This window comes from Kitasatospora xanthocidica (assembly GCF_014656195.1).
Classification (GTDB): Bacteria; Actinomycetota; Actinomycetes; order Streptomycetales; family Streptomycetaceae; genus Kitasatospora; species Kitasatospora xanthocidica.
In genome coordinates this window covers 83,551-102,669 of record NZ_BNBY01000003.1, presented here as the reverse complement: position 1 = coordinate 102,669, position 19,119 = coordinate 83,551, and the positions used below count along the sequence as shown (strand labels likewise).

Sequence of the window (19,119 nt, the reverse complement as noted above, 5' to 3'; positions counted from 1 at the left end):
GAGTGGCAAATCGTTGACCCGTGCGCGGCGCCGCTCCTAATGTGGCCGGCGGAGATATCGAAGGAGCAGCGGATTCCGTCAGGATTCGTGTGAGCGACCGGGTGATAGGAGCCTGAGCTCGATGTGCGGAATAGCCGGGGTTTACGGACTCGACGACCCGGCCGGCCTGGACCCCGACGTCCTGACGGCCATGACCGACGCGCTGGTGCACCGGGGGCCAGACGCGCACGCCACCTGTGAGACCGGCGCGTTCACCGCCGGTTTCCGCCGCCTCTCACTGGTCGACCTGGCCGGCGGCGGACAGCCCCACAGCACCCCGGATTCCTCCGTGGTCTCGGTGTGCAACGGCGAGATATTCAACCACCGGAGCCTCCGGGAAGAACTCCGGAGAAAAGGCCACCGATTCCGGGGCGGATCGGACACGGAGGTCCTGGTCCACCTCTACGAGGAATACGGCACCGAACTCACCGACCACCTCGACGGGCAGTTCGCCTTCGCCCTCTACGACCGGCGCGAGGACCGTCTGGTGCTCGCCCGCGACCATTGCGGAGTTCTGCCGCTGTTCTACACCGTGGTGGCCGGGACCATCGTCTTCGCCTCGGAGATCAAGAGCATTCTCCGGCACCCGCTGGTGGCCCGCCGGGTCGACCTGCGCGGGCTCGACCAGGTGCTCTCGCTGCCCGGGCTGGTGAGCCCCCGGACGATGTTCGAGGGCATCCGGTCACTGCGCCCTGGCGAGCGGCTCGTCGCGGACCGCTCGGGCCACCGCACCGAGCGCTACTGGGACCTCGACTACCCGCTCTGGGACGACGAGGCCCGCCGCCGCGACGCCGCCGCGCTCGCCGACCCGCGGGTGTTCGACGGCCACGCCGACCGGACCAGGGACCTGCTCGAAGCCGCCGTCCGCTCCCGCTCCGTCGCGGACGTCCCGGTCGGGACGTACCTCAGCGGCGGCCTGGACTCCAGCCTGATCGGCGCCCTCCTGGCCGCCGAACGCCCCGACCACCAGTGGCCCAGCTACGCGGTGACCTTCCCCGGCAGCAGCATCGACGAAGCCCGCTACCAGCGGCTGGTGGCCGGCAAGATCGGCACCCGGCACCACGAGGTCCCGGTCGACGCCGCGGACACCGCAGGCCTGCTCAGCGGCATGGTCCGGCACGCCGAGACCCCGGTGAAGGAGTCCTACAACGTCTGCTCGATGCTGCTGGCCCGCAAGGTCCGCGCCACCGGCACGGTCGCGGTGCTCAGCGGCGAGGGCGCCGACGAGCTGTTCGGCGGCTACCCCGGCTACCTGCTCGACGCCGGCGGCCCGGGCCGCGGGTCCGGCGACCTCCTGGAGGAGCAGCTCGAACGCGAGGCCGCCCACCGGATGTGGGGCCTGGACCTGCGCTACGAGAACGACCAGTTCCCCGCCCACGACCTGCGCCGCCAGCTCTACAGCGGCCCGCTCGCCGAGGAGTTCGACGGCTTCTCGGTCACCTCCCAGCGCCTGGTCGACCCGGAGCGCCTGATCGGGCGCCACCCCCTGCACCAGCGCTCCTACCTCGACTTCCACCTGCGCCTCGCCGACCACCTGCTCGGCGACCACGGCGACCGGATGGCCATGGCCAGCTCCGTCGAGATGCGCTTCCCGTTCCTGGCCAGGGACGTCGTCCGGCACGCGACCGAGGTCCCGCCGTCCCTGATGACGGCCGGCGGCCAGGAGAAGGCGGTGCTGCGCCGCGCGGCCGAGGGCCTCGTCCCGCCCGAGGTGCTGAACCGCCGCAAGTTCGGCTTCCGCAGCCAGACCAGCACCGAACTGCTGCTGGCCGGCGACGAGTGGTTCAACGACCTGCTCTCACCCGCGACCGTACGCCGGCAGGGCTACTTCGACCCGGACGTCGTCGCCGAGCTGATCCGCCGGCAGACCTCCGGCGCCCGCACCGTGCACCCGCACCTGGACACGGACTACCTGCTCGTCATCGCGACCTTCGCGATCTTCCTGGAGGAGTTCGGCCTGCCGTGCCTGGGATGACCCGAGAACGCGTCACCACGCCCCCGCCGGGCGCCGTACGGCCGCGGGCGGCCGACGCCCCCGCGCGCCCCGGCGAGCCCGGCGCCCGCCGACCGCTGATCGGCGTGATCGGCGGCATGGGCCCGCTGGCCTCCACCGAACTGCTCAACACGGTGTACGGCCTCGAACCGCCCGAGCGCGAGCAGCTCGCCGCGCGGATCCTGCTCTGGTCCGACCCGGCCGTGGCCGACCGGACCACGGCCATCCAGTCCGGCACCGTCGACCTCGTGCGCGCGGCACTGGAGGACTCGGTCGACCGGCTGCTCACCGCCGGCGCCGACGTCGTCGTGGTGGCCTGCATCACCGCGCACCCCGCGATCCGGCTGCTGCCGGAGCGGCTGCGCTCCCGCTGCGTCTCCCTCGTGGACCTGGTCTTCGAGCAGCTCGCCGAACGCCCCGGCCGCCACCTGGTGCTGTGCACCCGGGGCAGCGTCCTCGCCGGAGTCTTCACCGACCACGAGCGCTGGCCCGAGTTCGCGCACCGCCTGGTCCTGCCCGACGAGGAGGACCAGGAGCGGCTGCACCGCCACGTCTACCGGCTCAAGCGCAACGGCGACCGGCTCGCGACGATCGACTTCGTCCGCGCGCTGCTGCCCAAGTACCGGGCCACCGCGTTCGTCGCCGGCTGCACCGAACTGCACCTGGTGACCAGGGCGATCGAGGCCCGCGGGCTGACCCGGCACCTGCCCAGCATCGACCCGATGACCGTCATCGCACAGCGAATGAGGGATGGATCCATATGACAACGCCGACGGTTCTGGGGCGGTGGGCGGACAGCCTGGCCCGCGACGGCTCCCGGTGCGCCGTGAAGTCCGGTGCCGGAGAGGTGAGTTACCGGGAGCTCGCGGGCCGGGTGGCCGGCTACCAGGCAGCCTTCGAGGAGATCGGGCGGCCGGCGGACCCGGTCCTGCTCTCCTGCGCCGACCCGGTGGAGGTGATCGCGGCCGTCCTCGGCTGCATGGCCGCCGGCCGTACCTTCGCACCGGTCGACCCCCGGCTGCCCGCCGCCGTCCTGGACGGGGTGCTCGACGCGCTCCGCCCGGGCGCGGTCGTCGCCGACGCGGCGGGCCGGGAGGCGCTCGCGGGGCGCGAACTGCCTGACGGCGCCCGGCTGGTGAGCCCGGAGACGGTGGAGTCCGGCGCGTGGTCCGCCGAGGCCTGGCAGCGGGCCGCCCCGGAGGACCGCGGCTACGTCTACTTCACCTCGGGCACGACCGGGCGCCCGAAGGGCATCCGCGGCAGCCTCCGGGCCGTCCACCACTTCGTCGACTGGGAGATCGCCGAGTTCGGGATCGGCGAGGGCACCAAGGTGTCCCAGCTGACCTCCCCGGGCTTCGACGCCTTCCTGCGCGACGCCTTCACCCCGCTGTGCGCGGGCGGCACCGTCTGCGTGAACCCGGCCGCCGGGGCGCCGGTCGGCGAGGGCCTGGCGCGCTGGCTCACCGAGAACGAGGTCGAGGTCCTGCACTGCGTGCCGACCCTCTTCCGCACCCTGCGCTCCGCCGCGCTGACCCCCGCCTCCTTCCCCGCCCTGCGCGCCGTGCTGCTCGCCGGCGAGCAGCTGCACCCCGCGGACGTCGCGTGGTGGCGCGGCCTGTTCGGCGACGGCAAGGAACTGGTCAACCTGTACGGGCCGTCCGAGACGACCATGACCAAGCTGTACCACCGGACGACGGCCGAGGACGCCCAGGCCCGGCTGGTGCCGGTCGGCCGGCCGCTGCCGGGCGTGGCGGTCCGGGTGCTGACCGGGCCCGGGGACGCGCCGGACGCGCTCGGCGAGGTGGAGCTGGAGGTCCCGTTCCCGCTGCTCGGCTACCTCGGCGAGGAGGAGTGGCGCGGCACGGCCGGCAGCTACCGCACCGGCGACCTCGGCAGGTTCCGCCCGGACGGGGCGCTGGAGCTGTACGGCCGTCGCGACCAGCAGGTCAAGGTCCACGGCGTGCGGATCGACCTCGGCGAGGTCGAGAACGCCCTGCGCGGCCACCCCGGGGTGGCGGACGTCTGCTCGGCGGCGGTCACCGAGGACGGGTCGACCGCCCTGGTCGCCTACGTGGTGGCCCCGGACGTCGACGACGCCGAGCTGCGCGCCCACGCCGCGCGGCGGCTCGCACCCGGCCTGGTGCCCTCGGTGTTCGTCCGGATGGCGGCGATCCCCCGGACGCTCAACGGCAAGGTGGAGCGCCGCTCCCTGCCGAAGGTCGCGCCGCAACGGGCGGCGGAGGCCACCCAGCCGCCGCAGGGGCCCGAGGAGACCCGGATCGCCGCGATCTGGACCGAGATCCTCGGCCTGGCGGGCGTCAACCGCGACGACGACTTCACCCTGCTCGGCGGCGACTCCCTGGCGATCGCCCGGCTGATGGACCGGGTCCGCTACGAGTACCAGGTCGACCTCCCGCTGCGGGCGTTCCTCCTGGACCCGACCGTCGCCGGGCTCGCCTCGGCCGTGACGGACCGCCTGGCCCGGAGCGGATCGTGAACGCTCCCGCGAACACTTCCGCTACGGCCTCGCCCGTGCACGCTCCCGCGAGCGCTTCTGCCGAGGCGCCGCCCGTGCACGCTCCCGCGGCGGCCTCACCCGTGAGCGCTCCCGTGAGCGGTTCCGCCGCAGCGCCGCCCCCGAACGCTTCTGCCGCAGCGCCGCCCGCGAACACTTCCGCGACGGCGCCGCCCGCGAACACCTCCGCCGCGGCCCCGCCCGCGAACGCCGTGCTCCGGGCCCGGCTGACCGGGGAGCCGGACGTCACCGCGCTGTCGGCGGCCGTCGAGGCCCTGGTGGCCGCGCGTCCCGGGCTCGCCGGGTCGGGGGAGCGCCCGGGCCGGGTCCGGCTGAGGGTCATCGACCTCTCCCGGTCCGCCGGGGAGCAGCAGCGGCGGGTCCTCGCCGAGCTGGCGGCCGACGAGGCCGCCCGGCCGCTCGGCGCCGCCGGCCGCCCCCGGCTGCGGGCCTGCCTCGCCGGGCTCGGCGCCGGCTCGTACGAACTCCTGCTCACGGTGGACGGGGAGCGGGCCGACGCCTGGTCGGTCGCAGGGCTGACCCGGGACCTCGGCGCCGCCTACCGCGCGCGGGTCGCGGACGCCCCGGCGCCCGCGACCGGACCCCTGCCGGGCGCCTGGTTCCCCGGCGAGCGGGCGTCCCGCGCACTGCCGGGCGAGCCCGGGAAGTCCGAGGAGCCCGGCGACGCGGCGGACCGGCTGCTCGCCGCCTTCGCGGCGGTGCTCGGCCGGTACGCCGGGACGTCGGAGGCCGTGCTGACCGTGCCCGACGAAACGCTGACCACGCCGGACGGGACGGCGCCCGTGCCCGCCGGGACGGCGCCCGTGCCCGCCGGAACGCCAACCGCGCCCGACGAGGCGGCCACCCCGCCCGACGGCCCGGCGCGGCGGGTGATCCGGCTGGACCTCTCCGACGCCCTGACGCCGGCTCGCCTCGCCGCCCTGGTGCGGACGGCCCCGGAGGCGGGTGCCGAGGCCGCGTCCTTCCCGATCCGCGCGGAGTTCGCCGGGCCGCACCTCCCGGCCGCCGCCCTGGACCTGCCGGGCGTCGCGGCCGAGCTGACCGTCGACTGCCCGCCCGACCCGGAGGGCCGGCTGACCCTGGCCCTGACCGGGCCGGCGGAGTTCACCGTCGTCCTCACCGGCGCGCTGCCGGGCCGGGTGACGGCCGAGGGCTTCGCCGACCACCTCGTCCGGGCGCTGCAGTTCGGGCTGGACACCCCCGACCGGCCACTGGCCGAACTCGACCTCTCCGGCCGCCCCGCGCCGTACCCGGCACCCGCCCCCGCCACCACCCGGCCGTACCGCGACTACCTTGCCTTCCTGGACGAGGAGTTCGCGGCGCGGGTGAAGGACGCCCCCGGGGCGGTCGCGGTGCGCTCCGCGGAGGGCACGCTCGCCTACGGCGGGCTCGACCGGTGGAGCGGCCGGACCGCCCACGCCCTGGCCGGCCACGGCGTGGGCCCCGGGCAGGTGGTGGCGCTGCTGCTGAGCGGCGGTCCCGGGCAGATCGCGGCGGTCCTCGGCGCGATGCGCATCGGCGCGACCTTCAGCTGTCTGAACCCCGCCGACCCGGACGCCCGGCTGCGCGACATCCTGGCCGGCACCGGCGCGGTCTGCGTGCTCGCGGACGAGGCCGCCACCGCGGCGCACCCGGCGCTGCTCGGACCGGACGGCCGGTTCGCGGGCCTGCCGGTGCTGAGGCTGGAACCCGCCCCAGGGGACGAGCCACCGGGGGAGCGGGACACTTTCCCGGCCCCGCCGGTCGCCGACCACCCGCTGTGCATCGTGCACACCTCGGGGAGCACCGGCACACCCAAGGGCATCGCGCTGTCGCGGGCCGCCTTCGCGCAGTTCGCCGAGTGGCAGCGCGAGCGGTTCGGCATCGGGCCCGGGAGCCGGGTCGCCCAGTGGGCGCCGCTCACCTACGACGCCGCGTACACCGAGATCTTCGCGGCGCTCACCGCCGGGGCCGAGCTCTGCCTGCCGCCGGACGCGGCCCGGCGCGATCCGGTCTCGGTGGTGCGCTGGCTGCGGCGGGAGCGGATCGGGCAGATCCAGACCGTGCCGTCGTTCTTCCGGCTGCTCACCGAGGCGCTGGACGCGCAGGGCGGCGAACTGCCGGACCTGCGGCACGTCCTGATCGCCGGTGAGGTGTTCCCGGTGGACCTGGCCGAGGCCTGGGCGCACCGGGCGGTGCGGCCGGGGCTGCACAACCTGTACGGGCCCACCGAGTGCGTCCTGGCCACCCACCACGAGCTGCCCCCGGGCGGGTCGTTCCCGGCCGGGGTGCCGATCGGCGGGGCGATCCCGGGCCGGGAGGCGCTGGTCCTGGACGCGCTCGGCCGGCCGTGCCCGGCCGGGGTGCCCGGCGAGATCCATCTGCGCAGCGGCTTCCTGGCCGGCTCCTACCACCGCCGGCCCGTCGAGACGGCCTCGGCGTACCTGCCCGACCCCTGGCGGACCGGCCGGACCCTGTACCGCACCGGCGACCGCGGCTACTGGCGGGCGGACGGCACCCTGGCGTTCACCGGCCGGACCGGCAACCAGGTGAAGATCCGCGGGAACCGGGTCGAGCTGGACGAGGTCGAGGCGGTGCTGGAGCAGCAGCCCGGGGTGCGGGAGGCCGCGGCGGCCGTGCGCACCACCGCCGCCGGCGACCCCTGCCTGGTGGGCTACGTGGTGGCCGACGCCGGGGTCACCGGGGAGGAGCTGCGGCGGCTGGTCGCGGCCCGGCTGCCGGCCCCCGCGGTCCCCGACCTGATCGCGGTGCTGGCCGACCTGCCGCGCACCGCCACCAACAAACGTGATCGCGCGCGGCTGCCCTGGCCCCTGCCGGCACGCCGGAACGAACTGGAAGGTGAGAACTCATGACGAACGCCGAAGCGGCGATCGCGGCCCTGGCGGTGGAGGCCGGGGTCGGCCCGGACACCGTGCGGCTGGCCGCGTCGTTCAAGGTGGCGGCGGTGCTGACCGGCTCCGACGCGCTCGGCGACGAGGGTGCGAGCTGGCGCGAGCTGATCGCCCGGGTGGCCACCCCGCAGGGGCGGGCCGAGGCCGAGCGGGTCGGGAAGGAGGCCGGCGAGCAGGAGCACGTCGGCGCCGACCGTGCCGAGGGCTACGTCCGGGCGGTGCTGGAGCGGATGGCCGCCGCCCCGGACGAGGCGCACGACGCGCACGGCCTGGTCGCCGGGGAGGAGCTGGCGGCCGCCCTCGCGGCCTCGGCCGGCCCGGTCCGGCCGCTGCCGGACCGCCGCTTCCACGAGCTGTTCGAGGAGCGGGTGCGCCGGCACCCCGACGCCGTCGCCGCGGTGCAGGGCGGGCGGAGCTGGACGTACGCGGAGCTGAACGGCCGCGCCAACCGGATCGCCCGGTCGCTGCGGGAGCGGGGGCTGGCCGACGAGGACGTGGTGGCGGTGGTGGCCGAGCGCTCGCTGGAGTGGATGGCCGCGGTGATCGCGATCTTCAAGGCGGGCGGCTGCTACCTCCCGCTGGACCCGTCCTTCCCGGCCGAGCGGATCTCCGTGGTGCTGGAGCGCAGCGACTGCCGCCGGGTGCTGGCGGACCCGGGGCTGGCCCAGCTCGACGAGGCGGTGCGGGGGCGGGAGGTGACCGTCTCGCTGCTGACCGAGGAGCCGGCCGGCCCGGGCTCCGACGCCGAGCAGGACCTCGGACTGCCCGTCCGCGCCGACCAGTTGGCGTACATCTACTTCACCTCGGGCTCGACCGGTGAGCCCAAGGGCGCGATGTGCGAGCACGCGGGCTTCCTCAACCACCTCTACTCCAAGATCGAGGACCTGGGCGTCCGCGAGGGCGACGTCATCGCCCAGACCGCCCCGCAGTGCTTCGACATCTCGCTCTGGCAGCTGGTCTGCGCGCTGCTGGTGGGGGGCCGGACGGAGATCGTCGGTCAGGACACCGTCACCGACGTCCGCCGCTTCGTGGAGACCGTCACCCGGGCGGGCGTCCAGGTGGCCCAGCTGGTGCCCTCCTACCTCGACCTGGTGCTGGAGACGCTTCAGGGGGACAGCCTCGGCCTGCCGTCGGTGCGCGTCCTCGCGGTGACCGGCGAGGCGCTCAAGACCGAGCTGGTGCACCGCTGGTTCGCCGCCTTCCCCGGCATCCCGCTGGTCAACTGCTACGGCACCACCGAGGTCTCGGACGACACCAACCACGGCGTGCTGCACGGCCCGCCGGCCGGCCGGTTCGTCCCGCTGGGCCCGCCGACCCGCAACGTCCGGGTGTACGTGGTGGACGAGCGGCTGCGGATGGTCCCGGACGGCGCGCCGGGGGAGATCGTCTTCGCCGGGGTCTGCGTCGGCCGGGGGTACGTCAACGACGCCGCCCGCACCGACGCCGCGTACCGGCCGGACCCGTACCACTCCGGCGAACGGCTCTACCACTCCGGCGACTTCGGCCGCCGGCTGCCCTCCGGCGAGTTCGAGTACCTCGGCCGCCGGGACTCGCAGGTGAAGGTGAGCGGCTTCCGGATCGAGATCGGCGAGATCGAGAACCGGCTGCTCCAGGTCCCCGGCGTGCGGGACGGCGCCGTGGTGATCGCCGGCTCGGCCGAGGACCCGCAGCTGGTCGGCTTCTACAGCGGCACCGCCGCCCCGGAGCCCGGGGCCGTGGACGGGGCCCTGGCCGCCGTCCTGCCGCACTACATGGTGCCGGGCCGACTGCACCGCCTCGACCGGCTGCCGCTCTCCCCGAACGGCAAGATCGACAAGAAGGCGCTGACCGCCGAGGCCAAGGCGCAGGGCGGCCGGCCGGCCGCCGACGGCGAGGTGGCGCTCCCCGAGACCGACACCGAGCGCCGGGTCGCCCGGCTCTGGGCCGAACTGCTCAACGTGCCGCTCGACCAGGTCGGCCGCGGCTCCCGCTTCGTCGAGCTCGGCGGCACCTCGCTGGCCGCGATCCGGTTGGCCATCGCCCTGGACCGCGCGGTGACGGTCGGCGAGCTGAAGACCACCCCGACCGTGGCCGAGGTGGCCGGACTCCTCGACCGCAAGGCGGCCGGCCGGACCGCGGAGGCCCGGCGATGACCCCCGCCACCCGCACCGCACCCGCCCTGCGGATCCTGGAAGCCGCCCCCGGCCCGCGCTGGGCCGCCGAGCACCGCGCGGAGGTCCGCGCCGAGGTCGAGGCCTCCGGGGCCGTCCTGCTGCGCGGCTCGGGCGTCGCCTCGCCCGCCGACCTCGCGGCCGTCACCGCCGCGCTCGGGATCGAGCCGATGGCCGAACGGGAGGGGTTCGCACCCCGCGACCGGCACGGCGAGACGGTCTACTCGGCCTCGCACTGGCCCGCGGACGCCCCGATGTGCATGCACCACGAGCAGAGCTACGCCGCCGAGGTCCCCGGCCTGATGGTGTTCGGCTGCCTCACCGCCCCGGACCGCGGCGGCCGGACGATGCTCGCCGACTCCCAGCAGGTGCTGCGCGCCCTCCCGGCCGGCCTGGTCGAGCCGTTCCGCCGGGACGGCTGGCTGCTGCTGCGGTCGTACCAGGACGTCGGCGTGCCGTGGACCGACGCCTTCGGCACCGAGGACCGCGCCCTGGTCGACGCCTACTGCGCGGCCGAGGGCATCCGGCAGGAGTGGTTCGACGGAGGACTGCGCACCGCGCAGCGCCGCGCCGCCGTCGTCGCCCACCCCCGCACCGGCGTGCCCGGCTGGTTCAACCAGATCGCCTTCCTCAACGAACTGACCATGGACCCGGTGATCCGCGAGTACCTGCTCGACCAGTACGGGCCGACCGGCCTGCCGTTCACCACCGCCCACGGCGACACCACGCCGATCGACGCCGGCACCGTCGAGGCCGTCAACGCGGCCTACGACGCGGCGGCCTTCGGCGAGTCCTGGCGCGACGGCGACGTCCTGGTCGTCGACAACATCCGGATGGCGCACAGCCGGGAGCCGTACGAGGGCCCCCGGGAGGTCGCCGTCGTCCTCGGCGACCCGGTCCGCCTCCCCGACCACGTCCTGTCCGACCACGTCCTGCCCGACCGCGTCGTGCCCGGCGGAGGGACCGGATGACCGCCGCCTCCTTCGCGCAGGAACGCGCCTGGCTGGCCAGCCGGTTCGCCGCCGACACCGCGCTCTACCACGTCACCGACCAGTGGCCGCTGCACGGGGACGTCTCCGAAGGGCAGATCCGGGCGGCCCTGGCCGCCGTGGTGGCACGGCACGAGGCGCTGCGCACCGGGTTCCGGGTCGTGGACGGCGCGCTGCACGCGGTCGTCCGAGGCGGCGTCGACCCCGACCTGGAGGTCCTCGACCTGTCCGGCCGCCCCGAGGAGGAGCGGCGGGCGGCGCGCGAGGCCCTCGCCGACCGGCTGAAGCACACCGCCTTCGACCTCTCCCGGGCACCGCTCTGGCGCGCGGGCCTGGTCCGGCTCGGCGCCGGGCGCTGGCGGCTGCTCTTCGTCGCCCACCACGCCGTCTGCGACGCCCCGTCACTGTTCAACCTGCACGCGGAGCTCACCGAGTTCTGCGCGGCGTTCGAGCAGGACCGGCCGCCGAGCGTCCCCCGGCTCCCCCTCTCCTACGGCGACTACGCGCGCCGCCAGCGCGAGCGGCTCGACGGCGCCGGGACAGCCGCGCTGGCCGGCTACTGGCGGAAGCAGCTCGCCGGGCTGCCCCCCGCGCACGGACTGCCGCTGGACCGGCCACGCCCGGCCCGGCGGTCCTTCGCCGGCGCGGAGCTGCGGACCGAGCTCCCGGCGGGCACGGCGCCCGCGCTCGCCCAGGCCGCCGACCGGTACGGGGTCACGCCGTTCGAGCTGCTGCTCGCCGGGTACGCGGCCCTGGTCCACCGGCGCTCCGGCCGGGACGACGTCGTCCTCGGGGTGCCGCTCTCCGGCCGGGACCGCCCCGAACTGCTGCCCCTCGTCGGCACCTTCGTGAACATGGTGGTGCTCCGGGTGGACGCCTCGGGCGACCCCTCGTACGCCGCGCTGGTCGACCGCGTCCGGGCGGTGTGGCGGGCGGCCCGCGACCACCAGGAGCTGCCGTTCCAGACCGTGGTCGAGCAGCTCGCCCCGCGGCGCGGCCCCGGCCTGCCACCGCTCTACCAGCTGGCGTTCAACGTCACGGCGGCCGAGAGCTTCGGGCCCCCGTCCACCGCGGCCGAGGACGACCTGCTGCTGGAGGTGTCCGGCGGCGCCGTCCGCGTCGAGTACAACACCGCCCTGTTCGGGCCGGAGACCGCCGCGGGGCTGCTCGCCGACTACGCGGCGGTGCTCACGGCGGCCCTCGCCGACCCGGCGACACCGCTGTCCCGGCTCCCGGCCGGCCCCGGGCCCGAGGGCGGCGCCGAGCCGGTGCCGCCGCCCGGCCACGTCCCGCCGCGCACCGCCGCCGAGGAACTGGTGGCCCGCGCGTGGGCCGAGGTGCTCGGCGTCGACCGGGTGGGCGTCGAGGACGACTTCTTCGCCGTCGGCGGCCACTCGCTGCAGGCGCTGCGCCTGCTCGCCCGGCTGTCCGCCGACCACCGCGTCGAGACCACCGTCGACGCCTTCTTCTCGAACCCCACCGTCGCCCGGCTCGCCGCCGAACTGGAGCGGCACACCGCGACGCGCCGGGACGACCGGACCGACCCCGAAGGAGAGACATGGCAGTGACCGGCCGGATCGACGGCGTGCCCAGCGAGGTCTGGGACGAGGAGGTGCTGGCCCCGCAGTTCGGCTACGAGGCCGAAGCCCTGCTGCCGCACTACGTGTCCATCGAGAAGGTGCTGCTGCTGGAGTACCGCCGGATGGGCCTGGTCGACCAGGAGGGGACGGCCGCGATCGCCGGGCGGCTCGACGAGCTGACCCCCGAGCTGATCCGGGCGGACCCGCGGGACAACATGTCGGACATCTTCTTCGCCATGGAACGCCACGTCGCCCGCGGCGGGACCACACCGTTCGCCGCCTGGCACGTGGACCGCAGCCGCAACGACTTCCAGGCCTGCGGCCAACTGCTCTCCAGCCGGGAGAACGTCCGCGCCCTCGCCGACGGCCTGATCGCCTTCGGACGCACCGTGGCGGCGCGCGCCGCCGAACTGCCGGACAGCCCGATGCCCGGCTACACCCACGCCCAGGCCGCGCAGACCGTCACCCCCGCCTTCTACCTCTCGGCGCTCTCCGAGGAGACCCTCGACGCGGCCCGCCGCCTGCTGGCCACCTATGACGGGATCGACCGCTCCCCGCTCGGCGCGGGCAGCATGGCCGGCCAGGAACTGCCCTGGGACCGCGAGCGGATGGCCGCACTGCTGGGCTTCCGGCAGCCCCAGCCGCACGCCCTGATGGCGGTGGCCTCCCGCTCCTGGGCCCTCGGGGTCGCGTCCGAGCTGTCGACCTTCGCCGTCCTCCTCAGCCGCTTCACCACCGACCTGATGACCTGGAGCGGCGCCGGGTTCGGCTTCGTCGACTTCCCCGACGACCTGGCCGGGATCTCGGCCGCGATGCCGCAGAAGCGCAACTTCCCGGTCCTGGAACGGATCCGCGGCCGCTGCTCGCACGTCGTCGGCTGCGCGGCCCAGCTCGCCTTCGCCCAGCACGGCACCCCGTACGCCAACAGCGTCGAGGTCTCCAAGGAGGCCGGTCGGCACCTCCGGGAGCAGTTCGCCGCGCTGCGCTCGGCCCTGCGGCTGGCCCACACCGCGCTCGCCACCGCCACCTTCCGGACCGACCGGATGCGCGAGGCCTGCGAGGGGGACTTCCTCGGCGCCTTCACCCTCGCGAACCGGCTGACCCTGGAGGCCGGTGTCCCGTGGCGGACGGCGCAGGTGATCGCCGGCGCGTACGTCCGGGCCGCCATCGCCAAGGGCCTGACCGCGGCCACCCCCGACGGCCCGCTGCTCGCGGCGGTCGCCGAGGAGCACGGCCACCGGGTGCCCGAGCCCGGCGCACTGCTGGCCGGCTCCCTCGACGCGGACCGGGCCGTCCGGGTCAAGCGGTCCACGGGGTCGACGCACCCCGACGCCGTCCGGGCCATGCTCGCCGCGCAGGACCGCGGCTACCGGGAGGTGGCCGGGCAGTGGCGGCTGCGCGCCGAGACGGCGAGCGCCGCCGCGGCCCGCGTGGACGCCCTGCTCGCCGACGCCTCCACCGACGGCCCGACCAACGCGTCCACCGAGGGCCCCACCCAAGCGGGCACCCCGTGACCGGCCCCAGCCTGATCACCCGCCGCCCGGGCGCCGACCTGCGCAGCGGCCGGGCCGACGGCCCCGGCACCTTCGGCGAACTGCTCCAGGGGCGGCTGCCCGACGGCACCGACTTCCTCGTCACCCTGCCGATCACGCTCCGCTCCCGGGCCTGGTTCCGCTTCGACCCGGTCGGCCCGCTGCGGGTCTTCCCCGCCCACAAGACCAAGTCCCTGCGGCTGGCCGAGGCCATGCTGACGGCCCACCAGCCCGGTGGCGGCGGGACCCTGATCCTGGACAGCGACCTGCTGATCGGCAAGGGCCTGGCCAGCTCCTCGGCCGACCTGGTCGCCACCGCCCGCGCGGTCGGCGGCGCGCTCGGCCTGGACACCGGCCCGACGGCGGTGGAGCACTGGCTGCGCCCGATCGAGCCGACCGACGGGGTGATGCACCCGGGCGTCGTCGTCTTCGAGCACCGCGAGGTACGGCTGCGCGAGGCCCTCGGCGAACTGGCGCCGGCCACCGTGGTGGCGGTGGACGAGGGCGGCCACCTGGACACCGTCACCTTCAACAAGCGCCCCAAGCGCTACTCGCCGGCCGACACCGCCGAGTTCACCGGACTGCTGGCCGACCTGGCCGCCGCCGTACGCGCCGGGGACCTCTCCGCCGTGGGCCGGGTGACCACCCGCAGCGCGGTGCTCAACCAGCGGTTCGCCCCCAAGCGGCACCTGGACGCGATGCTCGCCATCGCGGGGCGGACCGGGGCGCTCGGCGTGGTGTGCGCGCACAGCGGCACCATGCTGGGCCTGCTGTTCGACGACGCGGACCCGGACCGCGCCCGCAAGGTGGCCGAGGCGCACGCGGCCTGCGAGGCCCTCGGCGACGACACCTTGCTGTTCCGGACCCTCACCCAGCCCTCCCAGTAGGGACGACTTCCAGCAGGGACAACCCCAGCAGGGCACTCCCAGCAGGGGCACTTCCCCAACCTCCCAAGGACGGACGGACATGCGGCAGGAATCGGTCATCGACGGCATCGGCCACACCCCGGCGGTGCGGCTGCGGGTGGACGCCCCCGAAGGCGTCGAGGTCTTCGCCAAACTGGAGATGCAGAACCTCTTCGCGATGAAGGACCGGGTGGCCCGGCAGGTCATCCTCGACGCCCGGCGCACCGGCGCGCTGGCCGAGGGCGCGCCGATCGTGGAGAGCTCCTCGGGCACGATGGCGCTCGGGGTCGCCCTGGTCGGCACCTACCTCGGCCACCCGGTGCACATCGTCACCGACCCGCGCATCGACCCCATCACCCTGGCCAAGCTGCGCACCCTGGGCTGCGAGGTCCACGTCGTGGCGGCGATGACCGGGCAGGGGTGGCAGAGCGCCCGGCTGGAGCGGCTGGCCGAGCTGATGGCCGGCCTGCCCGGCGCGTTCTGGCCGCAGCAGTACAGCAACCCGCAGAACCCCGCCGCGTACCGCAGCCTGGCCGGCGAACTGGTCGCGGACCTGGGCTCGGTGGACGTCGTGGTCGGGGCGGTGGGCAGCGGCGGCTCGCTCTGCGGGACATCGAGGGCGCTGCTGGAACGCCTGCCGGACGTCTCGGTGGTGGGCGTGGACTGCGTGGGCAGCGTGCTCTTCGGCCAGCCGGACCGCCCGACCCGCAAGCAGAGCGGACTCGGCAACAGCCTCATCCCGGAGAACATCGACTACCGCCTCTTCGACGAGGTGCACTGGCTGTCCGACGACGAGGCCTTCGACGCCACCCGCCGGCTGGCCCGGGAACAGAAGATCTTCGGCGGCAACACCTCCGGTTCGGTCTACCGGATCCTCACCCACCTCGCCGCCCGCGCCGAGCCCGGCACCCGGCTGGTCGGAATCATGCCGGACCGCGGCGACCGCTACGTGGACACCGTCTACGCCGAGGCCGACGCCGACGCCTCCGAAGCCGGCGCCTCCGAAGCCGGTGCCGTCGCCACGGCCCCGGAGAAGGTGGAGTACGGCGCCACCGTCTCCAGCTGGTCCTTCGCCCGGATACCCCGCCGGGACCGGCGGCTGCTGCTCTTCATCGAGTCCAACACCACCGGCACCGGGATGATCGCGCTGCGCACCGCCGTCCGGCTGGCCCTGGAGCCGGTGCTGTTCACCAAGGACGCGGCGCGCTACCCGGACCTGGCCGACACCGGCTGCCGGGTCGTGGTCTGCGACACCGACGACGAGGCCGCGCTGACCGCGGCCATCGCCGGGGTGAGCGCCGGGCGCCGGGTGGCGGGCGTCACGACGACCAGCGAGTTCTACCTGGAGCACACCGCGCGGGCGGCCGCCGCCCTGGGCACGCCCGGCAACCCGCCGGAGGCGATGACCCGCTGCCGGAACAAGGCGCTGACCCGCACCGCCCTGCACGAGGCCGGGGTGACCCAGCCCCGGTTCGCGGTCGTCACGGACCCGGACCCGGACGCGGTCGCGGCCGCCGTCGCCGAGGTGGGGCTGCCCTGTGTGGTCAAGCCGGTCGGGGAGTCCGGCTCGCAGTCCGTGCTGTGGTGCGAGGACGCCGGGACGGCCGTCGGGCACGCCACCGACCTGCTCGCCGTCACCCACAACGTGCGCGGCCAGCGGACCCCGGGCGCGGTGCTGGTCGAACAGTACCTGGAGGGGCCCGAGTTCAGCGCGGAGCTGTTCGGCGTGGACGGCGAGGCCCGGTGCGTCGGCGTCACCCAGCGCACCGTCAGCCCGCTGCCGCACTTCGTCGAGACCGGCCACCTCTTCCCGGCCGACATCGAGGACGCGCTGGCCGAACGGATCGCCGACACCGCCCGGCAGGCGCTCAAGGCCGTCGGCTTCGAGCGCGGCCCGGCCCACGTCGAGCTGAGGCTGACCGCCGACGGCCCGGCCGTCATCGAGATCAACGGACGGCTGGCCGGCGGCATGATCCCCGAGCTGATCCGCCCGGCCACCGGGATCGACCTGCTGGAGCAGCAGATCCGCGCCGCCGCCGGCCTGCCGCTGAACCTGTCGGCCGAGCAGGACCGCCGGGCCGGCCTGCGGTTCCTGACCGCGCCGCGGCCGGGCCGGCTGACCGCCGTGACCGGGGTCGAGGCGGCCGAGCGGGTGCCGGGCGTGGAGCGGGTCCTGGTGAGCGGGACGCCGGGGCGCGAGGTCCGGCCGCCGCGGAGCGCCTACGACCGGCTGGGCCACGTCATCGCCGTCGGATCGACGCCGCAGGAGGTCGGACGGGCGCTGGCCGAGGCGGCCGGACTGATCGAGGTCGGCGTCCAGGAGGGGTGAGGGACCGTCACGCCCCGCCCGGGGTAGGGAGGTCGACGGCGTGTGCCTGGAGCTCGGCCGCGATCCGGCCGAGCATCACGTCCATCTCCTCCCGGAGGAAGAAGTGGTCCCCGGGGTGGACCCGGAGGGCGAAGGACGCCGAGGTGTGGTCGGCCCAGCCGGCGGAGAGCTCGGCCCGGACGACCTGGTCGTCCTGGCCGGCGAACGCCGTGATGGGACAGGAGATCCGGCTCCCGGCCGGCGCGTGCCACTGTTCGAGCAGGGTCAGGTCCGCCCGGATCACCGGCAGCATGAACTCCATCAGTTCGGCGTTGGCGAGGATCTCGGGCGGCGTGCCGCCCATCGCGGAGAGCTCCGCCGTCAGCGCGGCGTCCGGCAGGCCGTGCAGCGGCTTCGGCTCGGCGGCCGAGGCCGGCAGGGATCCGGAGACGAAGAGCCGGGCCGGCGGGGTGGCCCCGGGCCGCCGCTCCAGCTCCTCGGCCACCGCGTACGCGATCTTGGCGCCCATGCTGTGGCCGAGGATCGCGTAGGGTCCGCGCTCCTCCCGGAGGACCTCCTCGCAGAGCGCGTCCACCATGGCGGCCATGCCGGTCACCAGGGGGTCGCGCAACCGGGTCCCGTGGCCGGGCAGTTCGACCGGGACGACCTCGACGTCGAGCCGCCGGGCCGGCTCGGTCCAGGTACGGAAGAAGTGCGACGACCCGCCGGCGAAGGGCAGGCAGTAGACGCGGGGCAGCCCCGTCGTCCCCTTGGTCCACGGCAGCCAGCGGGCGGCGCCGTCCTGGTTCGGTCGTGACATCAGATGACACCGTTCTGGTGGGCGAACACGGCGGCCTGCAGGCGGTCCCTGAGCCCGAGTTTCCTGAGCAGCTGGGAGATATGGAACTTGACCGTCGACTGCACGATGCAGAGCCGCTTGGAGATCTCGGCGTTGGACATCCCGTTCGCCAGCAGCGCCAGGATCTCGCGCTCGCGGTAGGTGAGGAGGTTGAGGCTGAGCGCGGGGAACAGGGCGGGCTGCTTGTCGCGGACCCAGCCCAGGAGCAGCGCCGCGATGTCGGGGGAGAGGAAGGAGTGGCCGGTGGCCGTGGCTCTTATCGCCTGGGGGAAGTCCTCCACCATGGTGTTCCGGGTGACGATCCCGGTGGCGCCGGCCAGGATGGACTCCAGGACGGCGTCGTCCTCGGGGGGTGCCATCAGCAGCGTGCGGGGGGACTCCTGGTCGGGCCCCAGGAGGTCGCGGACGAGGTCGATGCCCGTCATGTCCGCGAGTTCGAAGTCGGTGACGACGACGGCGGGGTTGAGCTCCCGGGCCAGCTCGCTGGCGGTGCTCCCGGCCGAGGTCTCGCCGACCACCCGGATGTCCGGCTCGGCCACGAGGGCCGAGGAGAGCCCGCTGCGCATCAGCGGCTGGCCCACACATATCAGAATCGGTATTTCCATCGGTCTGTGACATCCCCCTCTACCGGAGTGGTCCGCCCAGCACCCCCGGTTCCCGCCGGTCCCGGCCCCGCGGTGGCGGGCCGTCGACCGGCCGGACGTATATCCGACCCCCGTCGGAGAGTGCTGCTCGGTTCGTACTGGATCAGCCCCTGCCGCGCCCGACGGGCCCGGCGGTGTCGAGCCCGAGCGCGATCGCCAGCAACTGGGTGCGGCTGCTGGCTCCGCTCTTGGCCCGCATGTTGCGGATGTGGGTCTCCACGGTGTGGTGGCTCAGGTACAGCAGGCGGGCGATCGCCCGGGAGGTGCGGCCCTGTGCGAGGTGGTCGAGGATCTCCCTCTCCCGCGTCGTGAACAAAGGGTTCAGCCTCCCCAGGAGGTGTCGTCGCAGACGGTGTTGGGCGGGCAGGTGAGGATGGTGGCCATCGCGGGGCCCGGCTGGACGATCGCGGCGGGGACGTCGTCGCGGGCGGTCGAGGAGGAGTCGAAGACGGTCGGCGTCAGCAAGGCGGCTGCGGCGCCGAGCAGCGCCACGCTGGTGAAAATGATGCGCTTCATGAGATCTCCCGTGGATTCATTGGTATTCGCCCCGATTTCCCGGTGGGGCCATGACTCCACTCTGGTGGGCATCGAAGATCGCGGACATGCTTGGAGCCGTTCATCAACTTGCCTGGCAGTAAAGGGGTGTGGGGGTAAATATGGACAAAAGCGCTCGCGATATGACAGAACGTCGGG

14 protein-coding genes are annotated in these 19,119 nt (G+C 74.8%); 10 read left to right on the top strand and 4 right to left on the bottom strand.

Annotation, left to right across the window (positions count from 1 at the left end):
- Nucleotides 1–121 precede the first annotated feature (121 nt).
- The 10 genes from asnB (at nucleotide 122) to IE332_RS41800 (ending at nucleotide 16,944) form a co-directional block, all read left to right on the top strand.
- Nucleotides 122–2,014, top strand: a complete 1,893-nt coding sequence (asnB, locus tag IE332_RS06710; protein WP_189914216.1) for an asparagine synthase (glutamine-hydrolyzing) — start codon at nucleotides 122–124, stop codon at nucleotides 2,012–2,014.
- Complete coding sequence (locus IE332_RS06705; protein WP_189914215.1) at nucleotides 2,011–2,796, top strand: aspartate/glutamate racemase family protein; 786 nt, start codon at nucleotides 2,011–2,013, stop codon at nucleotides 2,794–2,796. The genes asnB and IE332_RS06705 overlap by 4 nt, the downstream gene beginning before the upstream one ends.
- Nucleotides 2,793–4,529, top strand: a complete 1,737-nt coding sequence (locus IE332_RS06700; protein WP_189914214.1) for a non-ribosomal peptide synthetase — start codon at nucleotides 2,793–2,795, stop codon at nucleotides 4,527–4,529. Before IE332_RS06705 ends, IE332_RS06700 begins: the two co-directional genes overlap by 4 nt.
- A 230-nt stretch (nucleotides 4,530–4,759) precedes the next feature.
- Complete coding sequence (locus tag IE332_RS06695; protein WP_189914213.1) at nucleotides 4,760–7,420, top strand: amino acid adenylation domain-containing protein; 2,661 nt, start codon at nucleotides 4,760–4,762, stop codon at nucleotides 7,418–7,420.
- Nucleotides 7,417–9,591 (top strand): non-ribosomal peptide synthetase, encoded by a 2,175-nt coding sequence (locus IE332_RS06690; RefSeq protein ID WP_189914212.1) that lies wholly within the window; start codon nucleotides 7,417–7,419, stop codon nucleotides 9,589–9,591. The genes IE332_RS06695 and IE332_RS06690 overlap by 4 nt, the downstream gene beginning before the upstream one ends.
- The gene (locus IE332_RS06685) at nucleotides 9,588–10,580 is read left to right on the top strand and encodes a TauD/TfdA family dioxygenase (protein WP_189914211.1); all 993 of its coding nucleotides are present in this window, start codon (nucleotides 9,588–9,590) and stop codon (nucleotides 10,578–10,580) included. The genes IE332_RS06690 and IE332_RS06685 overlap by 4 nt, the downstream gene beginning before the upstream one ends.
- Nucleotides 10,577–12,166: a condensation domain-containing protein gene (locus IE332_RS06680; protein WP_189914210.1), complete on the top strand. Its 1,590-nt coding sequence runs from the start codon at nucleotides 10,577–10,579 to the stop codon at nucleotides 12,164–12,166. The genes IE332_RS06685 and IE332_RS06680 overlap by 4 nt, the downstream gene beginning before the upstream one ends.
- Nucleotides 12,157–13,692 (top strand): argininosuccinate lyase, encoded by a 1,536-nt coding sequence (locus IE332_RS06675; RefSeq protein ID WP_189914209.1) that lies wholly within the window; start codon nucleotides 12,157–12,159, stop codon nucleotides 13,690–13,692. The genes IE332_RS06680 and IE332_RS06675 overlap by 10 nt, the downstream gene beginning before the upstream one ends.
- Nucleotides 13,689–14,597 (top strand): GHMP family kinase ATP-binding protein, encoded by a 909-nt coding sequence (locus IE332_RS06670; protein ID WP_229928380.1) that lies wholly within the window; start codon nucleotides 13,689–13,691, stop codon nucleotides 14,595–14,597. The genes IE332_RS06675 and IE332_RS06670 overlap by 4 nt, the downstream gene beginning before the upstream one ends.
- A gap of 79 nt (nucleotides 14,598–14,676) precedes the next feature.
- Nucleotides 14,677–16,944 (top strand): pyridoxal-phosphate dependent enzyme, encoded by a 2,268-nt coding sequence (locus IE332_RS41800; protein ID WP_189914208.1) that lies wholly within the window; start codon nucleotides 14,677–14,679, stop codon nucleotides 16,942–16,944.
- 7 nt (nucleotides 16,945–16,951) lie between these two features.
- On the opposite strand, the gene IE332_RS06660 is transcribed toward IE332_RS41800, so the two are convergent.
- From IE332_RS06660 to IE332_RS06645, 4 genes are all read right to left on the bottom strand, one after another.
- Entirely contained in the window at nucleotides 16,952–17,743 is a 792-nt protein-coding gene (locus IE332_RS06660) for a thioesterase II family protein (protein ID WP_189914207.1), read from the bottom strand.
- Nucleotides 17,743–18,387, bottom strand: coding sequence for a LuxR C-terminal-related transcriptional regulator (locus tag IE332_RS06655; protein ID WP_189914206.1), 645 nt, complete (start codon nucleotides 18,385–18,387; stop codon nucleotides 17,743–17,745). Before IE332_RS06655 ends, IE332_RS06660 begins: the two co-directional genes overlap by 1 nt.
- 142 nt (nucleotides 18,388–18,529) lie before the next feature.
- Nucleotides 18,530–18,742 (bottom strand): response regulator transcription factor, encoded by a 213-nt coding sequence (locus IE332_RS06650; RefSeq protein WP_189914205.1) that lies wholly within the window; start codon nucleotides 18,740–18,742, stop codon nucleotides 18,530–18,532.
- Nucleotides 18,743–18,747: 5 nt separating this feature from the next.
- Nucleotides 18,748–18,942 carry a hypothetical protein gene (locus IE332_RS06645; RefSeq protein ID WP_189914204.1) on the bottom strand — a complete coding sequence of 65 codons (195 nt, stop codon included), beginning with the start codon at nucleotides 18,940–18,942 and terminating at the stop codon, nucleotides 18,748–18,750.
- Nucleotides 18,943–19,119 lie beyond the last annotated feature (177 nt).

Coding starts and splice junctions, on each gene's coding strand:
- IE332_RS06700 (WP_189914214.1), top strand. CDS start 2,793: ATGACAACGCCGACGGTTCTGGGGCGGTGGGCGGACAGCCTGGCCCGC.
- IE332_RS06645 (WP_189914204.1), bottom strand. CDS start 18,942: ATGAAGCGCATCATTTTCACCAGCGTGGCGCTGCTCGGCGCCGCAGCC.
- IE332_RS06690 (WP_189914212.1), top strand. CDS start 7,417: ATGACGAACGCCGAAGCGGCGATCGCGGCCCTGGCGGTGGAGGCCGGG.
- IE332_RS06655 (WP_189914206.1), bottom strand. CDS start 18,387: ATGGAAATACCGATTCTGATATGTGTGGGCCAGCCGCTGATGCGCAGC.
- IE332_RS06680 (WP_189914210.1), top strand. CDS start 10,577: ATGACCGCCGCCTCCTTCGCGCAGGAACGCGCCTGGCTGGCCAGCCGG.
- IE332_RS06685 (WP_189914211.1), top strand. CDS start 9,588: ATGACCCCCGCCACCCGCACCGCACCCGCCCTGCGGATCCTGGAAGCC.
- IE332_RS41800 (WP_189914208.1), top strand. CDS start 14,677: ATGCGGCAGGAATCGGTCATCGACGGCATCGGCCACACCCCGGCGGTG.
- IE332_RS06660 (WP_189914207.1), bottom strand. CDS start 17,743: ATGTCACGACCGAACCAGGACGGCGCCGCCCGCTGGCTGCCGTGGACC.
- asnB (WP_189914216.1), top strand. CDS start 122: ATGTGCGGAATAGCCGGGGTTTACGGACTCGACGACCCGGCCGGCCTG.
- IE332_RS06705 (WP_189914215.1), top strand. CDS start 2,011: ATGACCCGAGAACGCGTCACCACGCCCCCGCCGGGCGCCGTACGGCCG.
- IE332_RS06675 (WP_189914209.1), top strand. CDS start 12,157: ATGGCAGTGACCGGCCGGATCGACGGCGTGCCCAGCGAGGTCTGGGAC.